This window comes from Cellulomonas oligotrophica (assembly GCF_013409875.1).
GTDB lineage: Bacteria > Actinomycetota > Actinomycetes > Actinomycetales > Cellulomonadaceae > Cellulomonas > Cellulomonas oligotrophica.
The window spans coordinates 3376295-3388496 of sequence record NZ_JACCBK010000001.1; the positions used below are offsets into that span (position 1 = coordinate 3376295).

A 12202-nucleotide genomic window follows, 5' to 3' on the forward strand; every position below is an offset into this window, starting at 1 on the left:
CGGGCGCCTCCCCACCACCCGGAGCACACCCGTGACCACACGCACCCCTCACGCCCGCACCGCACCGGCGCAGGTCCCACGACCCCGGCCCGTCCCCGGCGCCGAGCGCCCCGCGACCGGCCCCGCGGCCGTGACCCTTGCGCGGGGCCGCGGCGGGCTGCGGACCCGCCTGGTCCTCGCCGGCGGCGCGGCCGTCGTGGCGACCGCCCTCGCGCTCTCGGCGGTCGGCGGCGTGCTCAGCGCCGGTCTCGCCGACCGGGCCGCCGACGAGGTCGCGACCCTCGTCGACTCCGCGCTGACCGGGTCCGCGGACCACGCGGTCACGCTCGTCGACACCCAGGTCGACACCGTCGGGGCACAGGTCCGCGGCGACCTGCGGGTCGCCGAGCAGGTCGTCGCCGAGGCCGGCGCCGTCACGTTCGGGGCGCCCGTGCGCTGGACCGCCACGAACCAGGTGACGGGCGATGCGCAGGACGTCACGCTGCCCGCCCTCCAGATCGGCGGCACCTGGCTCGGCCAGAACGCCGACGTGGACACCCCGACCCCCGTCGTCGACGGCGTCACCGACCTGCTCAGCGGCGCCGCGGTCACCGTCTTCCAGCGGATGGACGACGACGGCGACATGCTGCGCGTGGCCACCACCGTGCCCAACGCCGACGGCGCCCGCGCCATCGGCACGTACATCCCGGCCGTCGCGGCCGACGGCTCGCCGACCCCGGTCGTCGCCACCCTCCTGCAGGGCGAGACGTTCAGCGGCGTCGCGGCCGTCGTCGGCGTCCCCTACGTCACGGCGTACTCGCCGATCGTGGTCGACGACGAGGTCGTCGGCGCGCTGTTCGTCGGCGTCCCGCAGGCCGAGGTCGACGCCCCCGTGCGCGAGTCGCTGGCCCGCGTGACCGTCGGCACCGGCGGCGCCCTGACCGTGCTCGCGTCCGACGGCTCCACCGTGGTGCCGCAGGCGCCCGTGCTCGCCGACGACGTGGCCGCCGAGCTCGTCGAGGCCGCCGCAGCGCTCGAGCCCGGGGAGCGGCTCGAGCGCACCGTCGACGTCCAGGGCGAGCCCGCCGCCGCCGTCGTCACCCGCTCCGCCGCCTGGGGCTGGACGGTCGTGGCCTGGGCGCCGCAGGCGGAGGTCACCGCCGTCGCCGACGAGCTGCGCGCCGGGTCCCAGCAGCTCGCGCTCACGCTGCTGGCCGTCGGCGCGGGCGTCGCGCTCGTCGCCGTGACCGGCGTGGCCGCCTACACCGGGCGGCTCGTGCGTCGCATCGGGCGGCTCACGCAGGCCCTGCAGCGCGTCGCGCAGCGCGACCTCGCCGTCCAGGTCAGGCCCGAGGGCACGGACGAGGTCGGGGCCATGGGCGTCGCGCTCGCCCAGGCCGTCGAGGGCATGCGGGGCGCCGTGACCCGCATGCGCGACGGTGCCGGCGACCTGCGCTCCACCGCGGTCCGCCTCGACGAGTCCAGCACCGCGCTGGTGACCGTCGCGTCGGAGTCGGCGCAGCGGGCGTCGGGCGTGTCCGACAGCGCGACCGTCGTGTCGTCCGAGGTCGGGGCGGTCACCGCCGCGATGACCGAGATGCAGACGACGATCCAGTCGGTGTCGCGCGACGTCACGTCCGTGCAGCGACGGACCGGCGACGCGGTCGGCATCACCGGCGAGGCCGCGGGTGCCGCCAGCCGGCTGGGCGCGTCGTCGTCGCAGATCAAGGACGTCGTCTCCGCGGTCTCCGCGATCGCCGGGCAGACGCACCTGCTCGCGCTCAACGCGACCATCGAGGCCGCCCGCGCCGGTGAGGCGGGCCGCGGGTTCGCGGTCGTGGCGGGCGAGGTCAAGGAGCTCGCGCAGCAGACGTCCGTCGCGCTGGAGACCATCGCACCCGTCCTGACCGCCGTGGAGAAGGACGCCGCCGACGTGTCCGACGCGGTCGCACGCATCGCCGAGGCGATCAGCTCCGTCGACGAGCACCAGTCGTCGATCTCCGCGGTCATCGAGGAGCAGTCGGCGACCACGGCCGAGGTCGAGCGCAACCTCGTCGTCGCGTCCGTCGGCACCCAGGACATCGCGACGTCGATGCACCAGGTCGCGCAGGACGTCGCCCGGTCGCGCACCGAGGCCGACGGGGTGCACGACGCCGTGGGCGACCTGTCGCGCGTGGCCGACGGGCTGCGCGAGGAGGTCGAGCGCTTCCGCCTCGACGGCTGACGGTGCCGACGGCTGACGGTGCCGCCGGCTGACGGTGCCGCCGGCTGACGGTGCCGCCGGCTGACGGTGCCGCCGGCTGACGGTGCCGCCGACGGACGCGCGACGGGCGGTGCGCGGGACTTCTCCCGCGCACCGCCCGTCGTCCGTCGTCAGCCCTGCGGCGGGCGGGTCATCGCCAGCACGTCGAGGGCCGCGTCGAGCTGCTCGAGCGTCAGCTCGCCGCGCTCCACGTGCCCCAGGTCGATCGTCGCCTGCCGCACCGTGACCTGGTGCTTGACCGCGTGCTTGGCGATCTTCGCGGCCGCCTCGTAGCCGATCACCCGGTTCAGGGGCGTGACGATGGACGGGGAGGACTCCGCCAGCGCCCGCGCCCGCTCCTCGTTCGCGACCAGCCCGGCCACCGTGCGGTCCGCCAGCACCCGGGACGCGTTCGCCAGCAGGCGCACGGACTCCAGCACGGCCGACGCGATCACGGGGATCTGCACGTTGAGCTCGAACGAGCCGCTGGCCCCGGCCCACGCCACGGTCGCGTCGTTGCCGACGACGCGCGAGCACACCATGAGCACCGCCTCCGGCACCACGGGGTTGACCTTGCCCGGCATGATCGACGACCCCGGCTGCAGGTCCGGGACAGCGATCTCGCCGAGGCCCGTGTTGGGGCCCGAGCCCATCCAGCGCAGGTCGTTGCAGATCTTCGTCAGCGACACCGCGATCGTGCGCAGCGCGCCGGACAGCTCGACGAGCCCGTCGCGCGAGGACTGCGCCTCGAAGTGGTCGCGTGCCTCCGTCAGCGGCAGGCCCGTGTCCTCGACCAGCAGGGCGATCACCCGCTGCGGGAAGCCCGCGGGGGTGTTGATCCCGGTCCCGACGGCCGTGCCGCCGAGCGGCACCTCCGCGGCCCGGGGGAGGGCGGCCTGCAGGCGCTCGACGCCGTACCGCACCGCGGCGGCGTAGCCGCCCATCTCCTGCCCCAGCGTCACCGGGGTCGCGTCCATGAGGTGCGTGCGGCCGGCCTTGACGACGTGCGCCCACGCCGCCGCCTTCTCCTCCAGGGCACCGGCGAGGTGCTCCAGGGCGGGCACCAGGTCGCGCACGACGCCCGCCGTGGCCGCGACGTGCACCGAGGTCGGGAACACGTCGTTGGACGACTGCGACGCGTTGACGTGGTCGTTGGGGTGGACCTCGCGGCCCAGGGAGCGCGTGGCGAGCGTCGCCAGGACCTCGTTCGTGTTCATGTTCGAGCTCGTGCCCGAGCCCGTCTGGTACACGTCGACGGGGAAGTGCGCGTCGTGCACGCCGGACGCGACCTCGTCGGCGGCCGCCGCGATCGCGTCGGCCACGTCGCGCTCCAGCACGCCGAGCTCGGCGTTGGCCAGCGCGGCGGCCTTCTTGATGCGCGCGAGGGCCTCGACGTGCCCGCGCTCCAGCCGGGAGCCGGAGATCGGGAAGTTCTCGACCGCGCGCTGCGTCTGCGCGCGGTACAGGGCGTGGACGGGTACGCGGACCTCGCCCATCGTGTCGTGCTCGGTGCGGTACTCGGCTGCGTCCTCGCCGGACGTGGTCGCGACGTCGGGACCGGTCGTGGAAGTCATGGCGACATCCTGCCCCAGCACCGCCCGCGACGGGCGGTGCCGGGGCCCGGCGGATCAGACCTCGGGCACCGCGCCCGGACCTGCGCCGATGTCGCCGATGACGTGCGACAGCCGCGCGCGGCCGTCGGCGAGCGTGTACTCCACGGCCACGATCGCGCACCGGCCGGCGGCGACGCTGTCGGCCAGCGAGACGGAGTAGGAGTGCAGCTGGCGCGCCGTGTGCAGCACGTGCTCGTGCCCGAGCGTCGCGGCGTCGAACGAGTCCAGCGGCCGGCCCGAGGCCGTCAGCCCGATGATCGACGGGATCACGCGGTCGACGACCGCCTGCACGAAACCGGGGATCACCTGCCCGCCGCTGATCGCCTCCGTCGCGGCGGCCACGGCGCCGCAGCTGTCGTGCGCCAGGACGATCACCAGCGGGGCGCCGAGCACCTCGACGCCGTACTCGATCGAGCCGATCACGGTGGTGTCGAGCACGTGCCCGGCGGTCCGCACCACGAACACGTCGCCCAGGCCCTGGTCGAAGATGATCTCGGCCGCGACCCGGCTGTCGGAGCAGCCGAACACCACCGCGAAGGGGTGCTGGGCGACGCTCAGCCCGGCGCGGTGGTCGACGCCCTGCGAGGGGTGCTCCATGCGCCCGTCGACGAAGCGCACGTTGCCGTCGCGCAGCTCCGCCCACGCCTGGGCCGGGGTGGTCGGGCGGCCCGGGGCCGCGCTCGTGGTGCCGCTCATGCGTCGCCTCCGCTCGTGCTCTGCCGCACCGTGCCGTGCGGGCTCGGGTCGTGGTGGGTCGTGTCGACCAGGGTGCCGTCCGCCCCCGTGCGGACCGCGGTCTCCTCGTGCGCCGCGTCCGTCGGCGGCTCCAGCTCCGCCGTCCCGGGCGGGTTCGCGCCCGGGCGGGACACGGTGATCGCCGCGATGCGCACGCACCGCGCCAGCAGGTGCTCGAGGGTCGCGGCGTCCGCGTCCCGCAGCGCGCCCCGGCGGTCCGCGCCCAGCAGGCCGGCCGACCACAGCCCGTCGACGAGGCCACCCATGAAGGAGTCGCCCGCGCCGACCGTGTCCGCGACCTCCACGCGCGGCGCCGGCACCGTCAGCCGCGCGCCCGACGACGTCGCCGCGAGCGCGCCCTCGCCGCCGAGCGTCACGACCACGAGGGCGGGCCCGCGCGTGGCCCACCGGGCGGCCACGTCGGCCGGAGCCTGCCCCGGCAGCAGCCAGGCCAGGTCCTCGTCGCTGACCTTGACCACGTCGGACAGCTCGACGAGCGCCTCGACGAGGGGCCGCACGTCCGCCGGGTCACCCATGAGCGCGGGCCGCAGGTTCGGGTCGTACGTGATCGTCGACGTCGCCCGCCGCGCCCGCAGCAGGTCCGCGACCTTCGCGCCGCCCGGCACCAGCACGGAGCCGATCGACCCGGTGTGCACGACCACGGGGTCGCCCGGGCCCTCGTCCCACGCGTCCGGCAGGTCCCACGTCAGGTCGAACGCGTACGTGGCGACGCCCGCGGCGTCCAGGTGGGCCGTGGCCACGGGGGTGCGCCCGGGGCGGGTCGTGCCGCGCAGCACCCGCACGCCCGACGCCTCCAGGTGGGCGCGGACCGCGTCGCCGTCGTCGTCGTCGCCGAGCCAGGTCAGCAGGTCGACGCGCCGGCCCAGGCGGCCCAGGCCGAGCGCGACGTTGGCGGGGCTGCCCCCGGGGTACGTCGCCCGGGTCCCGTCGGGCCGGACGACCGCGTCGACCAACGCCTCGCCGACGACCAGCGCCCGTGCGTCCGTGCTGCTCACCCGTGGACCTCCTCGTCCGTCGTCGCGTCCCGGCCCGCGCCGGCACGCTCCTCGCCGCGCGCGGTCGCCAGCCGCTCCCGCGCGCCGTCCAGCCACTCCTGGCAGCGGGCCGCCAGGGCCTCGCCGCGCTCCCACAACGCCAGGGACTCCTCGAGGGTTCCCGCGCCCGACTCGAGCCGGCCGACGATCGCGACGAGCTCGTCGCGCGCCTCCTCGTAGCCCAGGGAGGCGGGGTCGGGGCGCGCGTCGTCGTGCGTCGGGTCCGCGGGGAGGGTCTGTCGGGTACCGGCCACGGGCACAGTCAACCAGGGCCGACCGACGCCGTGCCGGCGTCAGGGGGCGACGACGTCCGCGGCGAGCTCGCCCGTCGCGACACGGACCCGCAGGCGGTCGCCCGCCGCCACGTCGTCCGGGGTCCGCACCACGCGACCGTCAGGCCCCTGCACCACCGCGTACCCGCGCTCGAGCGTCGCGGCGGGGGACAGCGCCCGCACCTGCGCCGCGAGCCCGACGACCTGCGTCGCTGCGTGCTGCACGGCGGCGTCGAGCAGGGAGCGTCCGCGGTCGCGCGCGCGGTGCAGGCCGTGCTCGTGCGGGTCGAGCAGGGTCGTGGGGCGGGCCAGCACGGGCCGGCCCCGCCAGTGCTCGAGCATCGCGGACTCCCGGGCCACGCGCTGCGTCACCGCGGCCCGCGCCCGCGAGCGGGCCTGCACCACCCGGGCCCGCTCCTCGGTGACGTCGGGCACGACCCGCTTGGCGGCGTCCGTCGGCGTCGACGCGCGCAGGTCCGCCACCAGGTCCAGCAGGGGTGCGTCCATGTGGTGGCCGATCGCGCTGACCAGGGGCGTGCGGCAGGCCGCGGCCGCGCGCACGAGCGTCTCGTTGCTGAACGGGAGCAGGTCCTCGAACGACCCGCCGCCGCGGGCGACCACGACGACGTCGACCCGCGGGTCGGCGTCGAGCTCCGCGATCGCGGCGGTGACCTCGGGCACCGCGCTCGGCCCCTGCACGGTGACCCGGCGGATCTCGAACTGCACGGCGGGCCAGCGCGCACGCGCGTTGGACACCACGTCGTGCTCGGCGTCGCCCTGCTGGGCGCACACCAGGCCCACGACGCCGGGCAGGAACGGCAGCGGCACCTTGCGGGCGTCGTCGAACAGGCCCTCCGCCGCGAGCACGCCCTTGAGGTGCTCGATCCGGGCGAGCAGCTCGCCGAGCCCCACCAGCCGGACCCGGTCCGCGGAGAACCCGAGCGTGCCCTTCTTCGGCTGGAACTGCGGGCGGGCGTGGACCACCACGTGGGCGCCGTCGGCGAACCGCTCGCCCAGCGACATCGCGGCGACCGCGGGCAGCGTCACCGACAACGACATGTCGAGGTCGGTGTCGCGCAGCGTGAGGAACAGCAGGGAGTTCCACCGCTTGAGGTTGAGGACCTGCCCCTCGACCCAGACCGGCGGCATCCGGGCCACGTACTCGGCGACCTTGGGGGCCAGGTGACGCACGGGCCAGGGGCGCTCTGCGGTCGTCTCGGCCGCCTTGAGCGGCAGGGGCACGGGTGCGTCGGCGTCCACGCCCCCCAGCCTGCCCCACGGCACCCACCGCCTCTGCACACGGTCCGCACCGGGCCGCTGCACCCGTCCACGTGTGCCGCGCCGCGGGCCACCTAGACTGGACGCGTGACCTCTGCCGCCGTCGACCGCCCCTCCGTGGACGCCTCCGCCCCCCGTCGCGGTCGCGTGCTCCTCGCCGCCCCCCGCGGCTACTGCGCCGGCGTCGACCGCGCCGTCGTCGCCGTCGAGAAGGCCCTCGAGCACTACGGCGCCCCTGTGTACGTGCGCAAGGAGATCGTCCACAACAGGCACGTCGTGGAGACCCTCGCGGCCCGCGGCGCCGTGTTCGTCGACGAGACCGACGAGGTGCCCGAGGGCGCGCGTCTGGTGTTCTCCGCGCACGGGGTGTCCCCGGCGGTGCGCTCCGCGGCCGACGCGCGCGGCCTGCAGACCATCGACGCCACCTGCCCCCTGGTGACGAAGGTCCACAAGGAGGCCGTGCGGTTCGCGGCCGACGACATGGACATCCTCCTCATCGGCCACGACGGGCACGAGGAGGTCGAGGGCACCCAGGGCGAGGCGCCCGAGCACATCCAGGTGGTGAACTCCCCGGACGCCGTCGACGACATCGAGGTCCGCGACCCCGAGCGCGTCGTGTGGATCTCGCAGACCACGCTGTCGGTCGACGAGACGATGGAGACGGTGCGCCGGCTGCGCGAGAAGTTCCCGCACCTGCAGGACCCGCCGAGCGACGACATCTGCTACGCCACGCAGAACCGCCAGGTCGCGGTGAAGAAGATGGCCCCGGCCTGCGACGTCGTCATCACGGTCGGCTCGCTGAACTCGTCGAACTCGGTGCGGCTCGTCGAGGTCGCGCTCGACGCCGGGGCGCGCACCTCGTACCGCATCGACCGGGCCGACGAGCTCGACCCGGCCTGGCTCGAGGGCGCGGCGACGGTCGGCGTGACCTCGGGCGCGTCGGTGCCGGAGGTGCTGGTCGACGAGCTGCTGGCCCGCCTGGCCGGGCTCGGTTTCGGGGACGTCGAGGAGGTCCGTACCGCGACGGAGGACCTGATGTTCTCGCTGCCGCGCGAGCTGCGCACCGACCTGCGCGCCGCCGGGGCGCCCGACGCCCGTCCCCGCCGCGAGGGCCGCCGGTCGCTGGACGTGCAGCCGGTCTGAGCCCGGCGCCGGCCCTGCCGGCCCGCCAGGACCGCCGAGCCCACGCCCGACGGTCCTGGCACCGCCTCACCGGCTGCCGACCGCTGCGTCCTCGTCCGCCGGGCGCGCCGCGGGCACGCGGTCCTCGAGCGCCACGGCGTGCTCGCTCGCGAACGCCACCAGCTCCGGGGCGGTCACGGCGGCCAGGCGCGGGTCCGCGGGCGGCGGTGCCGGCAGCTCGTCGGACACGACGTGCAGGTCCGCGAACCGGCGGGCGCTGACCAGCACCCGGGTCTCGAGCGAGGCCACCGTCTGGTTGTACGCGCCGGCGGCCGCGTCGATCGCCCGGCCCAGGCGCGTCAGGTGCCCGCCCATCGTGGCCAGCCGCCCGTGCAGCTCCTTGCCGAGCGTGAGGACCTGCTGAGCGTTCGCCGCGAGCGCGTCCTGCTTCCACGCGTACGCGACCGTGCGCAGCAGCGCCAGCAGCGTCGTCGGCGTCGCGAGCACCACGTTGCGCTCGAACGCGTACTCCACGACCGCCGGGTCCTGGTCCACGGCCGCGTGCAGGAACGACTCCGCCGGGACGAACATCACGACGAACTCCGGGGCCGGGGCGAACTGGTCCCAGTACCGCTTGGCGGCCAGCGCGTCGACGTGCGCGCGCATGTGCCGGGCGTGCGCGGCCATCCGCTCGGCCCGGACCCGCGGGTCCTCGGCCTCCGTCGCCTCGAGGAACCCGACGAACGCCACCTTCGCGTCGACCACGACGCTCTTGCCGCCCGCGAGCCGCACCACCATGTCGGGCCGCTGCACGCCGTCGTCGGTGCGCACCGACGCCTGCTCGACGAAGTCGACGTGCGCGAGCATCCCCGCGGCCTCCACGACCCGGCGCAGCTGGACCTCGCCCCACCGGCCCCGCACGTGCGACGCGCGCAGCGCGCTGACCAGCTGCGAGGTCTGCGAGCGCAGCTGCTCGGACTGCTCGCGCATGGCGCGCACCTGCTCGCCGATCGCCGCCTCGCCCGCGGCCCGGGCCTGCTGCGCGGTCGCCAGCTCGCCGCGCACCTGCTCCAGGGTGCGCGCGATCGGCTCGACCATGGCCCGCACGGCCTGCTCCCGCTGCGTGAGCTCGCCCACCTGCGTCTGGTGCTCGGCCGCGAGCCGCTGGTGCGCCAGGGCGAGGAACTGCTCGCTGCTCGCCCCCAGCGCCTCGTCCGCCACGGCACGGAACCGGTCGCCGGCGCCCGCGCGCTCGGCGTCGAGCGTCGCCCGGGCGCGTGCCGCGTCGATCTCCGCGGCCCGGACCCGGGCCTCCGCGCGCCGCGCCGCCCGCGCCCCCGCCGCCACCCACGCCGCGCCCCCGCCGAGCAGGGCGCCGACCACCAGTGCCGCCAGCAGGGCGAGGACGAACGTGCCCACCGAGGTCTCCATGGGGCGCGAGCATGCCAGCCCCGACCCACACGCCCGGCCGACACCCCGGGACGCCCCTGCCTCCTATGCTGGCGCGATGTCGTCCGAGACCCGGCCCGACCCGTCCCTGCCACCCGTGGCTCCGCCCGGCGAGCCACCCGCCCCCGCGCCGGCCCTCGCCCTGCACGGCCTGTGGCGGCGCTTCGGGAACAAGGTCGCGGTCGCCGGCGTCGACCTGACCATCCCCGCCGGGTCGTTCTACGGCCTCGTGGGCCCCAACGGTGCGGGCAAGACGACGACGCTCTCGATGGCCACGGGGCTCCTGCGCCCCGACCACGGCACCGTCCTCGTGCACGGCGTGGACCTGTGGGCGCACCCCGAGCAGGTCAAGCGCAGCCTCGGCGTGCTGCCCGACGGGGTCCGCCTGTTCGACCGCCTCACCGGAGCCCAGCTCATCACCTACGCCGGCCTGCTCCAGGGCCTCGACCGGCCGACCGTCGCCGCCCGCACCGCCGACCTGCTCGCGGCGATGGACCTCGCCGGCGACAAGGACACCCTCGTCGTCGACTACTCCGCGGGCATGACGAAGAAGGTCGCGCTCGCCTGCGCGCTCGTGCACGCCCCGCGCCTGCTCGTGCTCGACGAGCCGTTCGAGGCCGTCGACCCCGTCTCCGCGGCGAACATCCGCGACATCCTCGCCCGCTACGTCGCCGGCGGCGGCACCGTGGTCGTGTCCTCGCACGTCATGGACCTCGTCCAGCGCATGTGCGACCACGTCGCCGTCATCGCCGGCGGCCACGTGCTCGCGGCGGGCACCGTCGACGAGGTCCGCGCCGGGCGGTCGCTGGAGGAGCGCTTCGTCGAGCTCGTCGGCGGCCGCGTCGGAGGGGAGGGGCTCGCATGGTTGGGCACCTCGTCCGGCTGAAGCTCGCGCTCCTGCGCAACGGCCTGCGGCGCAGCCCCTGGCAGGTCGTGGGCATGGTGCTCGCCGCGCTCTACGGGCTCGGCCTGCTCGCGGTCGTGGGTGCGGGCCTCGTCGGCCTGTCGTTCCAGGGCACCGCGCTGCGCTCGCAGGTGGTGGTCGTCGCGGGCGCCCTGCTGGTCCTCGGGTGGTGGGTGGTGCCGCTGGTCGCTTTCGGCGTCGACGCCACCCTCGACCCCCGCCGCTTCGTCACGTTCGGCGTGCCGCGCCGCGACCTGCTCGTCGGGCTGACCCTCGCCGGCGCCGTGGGCGTGCCGGGCGTCGTGACCGTGCTGGTGGGACTCGGCACGGCCGGGGTGTGGTGGCGCGAGCCGCTCGCGGCGCTCGTCGGCGTCGTCGGGGCGCTGCTCGGCGTCGCGACGTGCCTGGTCGGGGCGCGCGCGGTCACCGCGGCGATGGCGCCCGTGCTGGGCCGGCGTCGCGTGCGGGAGCTGGTCGCGCTGCTGGCGGTCCTGCCGCTGGTCCTCCTCGGCCCGATCATGAGCACCGTGTCGGACGGTGTGGTGACGCTCGGCACGGACGGGCTCGGCGTCGTCGCCGGCGTGCTGTCCTGGACGCCGCTCGGCGCGCCGTGGGCGCTCGCCCCGGTCGTGGTGCGCGGCGACCTGCTCGGTGCGCTGGCCCGGCTCGTCGTCGCCGTGGCGACCGTCGCGCTCGCGTACGTCGTCTGGGACGGTGCGCTGCGCCGCTCGCTCGCGCAGCCCGCGACCGCGTCGCACGAGGTCCGTGCGCGCGGCCTCGGCTGGTTCGACCGGCTGCCCGCGACGCCGACCGGGGCGATCGCGGCCCGCGCGGCCACGTACTGGCTGCGCGACCCCCGGTACGCGATCGCCGTGGCGATCGTCCCCCTGCTGCCGTTCGTGCTCGGCTTCGGCGGCGGCAGCAGCGTCGTGCTGATCGCCGGGCCCCTCACGGGCGTCCTCGTCGGCTGGACCATCTCCGCCGACGTCGCCTACGACGGCACGTCGTACTGGACGCACCTGGCCTCGCCCCTGCGCGGCACGGCCGACCGGTGGGGGCGTGTCGTCGTGGCCGGGTCGCTGGGCCTGCTCATGACGGTCGCGATCACGGTCGGCACCGCCGCGTACGCCGACCGGATCGCGCTCCTGCCCGCCCTGCTCGGCGCGGGCCTCGGCCTGCTGCTCACGGCGCTGGGCACGGCGAGCGTCGTCTCGGCCATGGTCGTCTACCCGGTCCAGCAGCCCGGCGACAACCCGTTCTCGACCAAGCAGGGCGCGAGCGCCGCGGCGTTCACGTCGCAGCTGGTCGGCGGTACCGTCGTGGTGCTGCTCGCCACGCCCACGCTCGTGCTGACCGTGCTCGCCGCGGTCCAGGGCTCGGCGGTGCTGGGCTGGGCGGCGCTGGTCGTGGGCCTGCTGCTCGGCACGGGCGTGCTGGTCGGGGGCGTGCTGGTGGGCGGGCGGACGCTGGAGCGCAACGGGCCCGACCTGCTGGCCCGGATGCGCGCGTTCGCCTGACGGGGCGACGGCAGGCCCGGTCCGCGGCAGCGGTGC

10 protein-coding genes are annotated in these 12202 nt (G+C 76.2%); 4 read left to right on the forward strand and 6 right to left on the reverse strand.

The window, feature by feature from the left end; translation table 11 throughout:
• Positions 1 to 31 precede the first annotated feature (31 nt).
• Entirely contained in the window at positions 32 to 2203 is a 2172-nt protein-coding gene (locus tag BKA21_RS15420) for a methyl-accepting chemotaxis protein (RefSeq protein ID WP_170209070.1), read from the forward strand.
• A 149-nt stretch (positions 2204 to 2352) separates the two neighbouring features.
• Here the strand turns inward: BKA21_RS15420 and BKA21_RS15425 are convergent, their stop codons facing one another.
• The 5 genes from BKA21_RS15425 to xseA are packed head-to-tail and all read right to left on the reverse strand — an operon-like array spanning position 2353 to position 7156.
• A complete protein-coding gene (locus BKA21_RS15425; protein WP_140459843.1) occupies positions 2353 to 3795 on the reverse strand; it encodes a class II fumarate hydratase in 1443 nt (480 codons plus the stop codon).
• A 54-nt stretch (positions 3796 to 3849) separates the two neighbouring features.
• A complete protein-coding gene (locus BKA21_RS15430) occupies positions 3850 to 4530 on the reverse strand; it encodes a carbonic anhydrase (RefSeq protein ID WP_140459844.1) in 681 nt (226 codons plus the stop codon).
• Entirely contained in the window at positions 4527 to 5585 is a 1059-nt protein-coding gene (locus BKA21_RS15435; RefSeq protein ID WP_140459845.1) for a carbohydrate kinase family protein, read from the reverse strand. Before BKA21_RS15435 ends, BKA21_RS15430 begins: the two co-directional genes overlap by 4 nt.
• Complete coding sequence (locus tag BKA21_RS15440; RefSeq protein WP_140459846.1) at positions 5582 to 5878, reverse strand: exodeoxyribonuclease VII small subunit; 297 nt, start codon at positions 5876 to 5878, stop codon at positions 5582 to 5584. Before BKA21_RS15440 ends, BKA21_RS15435 begins: the two co-directional genes overlap by 4 nt.
• A 39-nt stretch (positions 5879 to 5917) precedes the next feature.
• A complete protein-coding gene (gene xseA, locus BKA21_RS15445) occupies positions 5918 to 7156 on the reverse strand; it encodes an exodeoxyribonuclease VII large subunit (RefSeq protein WP_239072933.1) in 1239 nt (412 codons plus the stop codon).
• Between the two features lie 105 nt (positions 7157 to 7261).
• On the opposite strand from xseA, the gene BKA21_RS15450 reads away from it, so the two are divergent.
• The gene (locus BKA21_RS15450) at positions 7262 to 8317 is read left to right on the forward strand and encodes a 4-hydroxy-3-methylbut-2-enyl diphosphate reductase (protein WP_140459847.1); all 1056 of its coding nucleotides are present in this window, start codon (positions 7262 to 7264) and stop codon (positions 8315 to 8317) included.
• Between the two features lie 66 nt (positions 8318 to 8383).
• On the opposite strand, the gene BKA21_RS15455 is transcribed toward BKA21_RS15450, so the two are convergent.
• A complete protein-coding gene (locus tag BKA21_RS15455; RefSeq protein WP_140459848.1) occupies positions 8384 to 9727 on the reverse strand; it encodes a DNA recombination protein RmuC in 1344 nt (447 codons plus the stop codon).
• A 76-nt stretch (positions 9728 to 9803) separates the two neighbouring features.
• Here BKA21_RS15455 and BKA21_RS15460 point away from each other — a divergent pair, with 76 nt between their 5' ends.
• A complete protein-coding gene (locus BKA21_RS15460) occupies positions 9804 to 10631 on the forward strand; it encodes an ABC transporter ATP-binding protein (RefSeq protein ID WP_140459849.1) in 828 nt (275 codons plus the stop codon).
• On the forward strand, positions 10607 to 12166 hold the full coding sequence (locus BKA21_RS15465; RefSeq protein ID WP_140459850.1) for a hypothetical protein: 1560 nt from the start codon (positions 10607 to 10609) through the stop codon (positions 12164 to 12166). The genes BKA21_RS15460 and BKA21_RS15465 overlap by 25 nt, the downstream gene beginning before the upstream one ends.
• Positions 12167 to 12202: the final 36 nt, after the last annotated feature.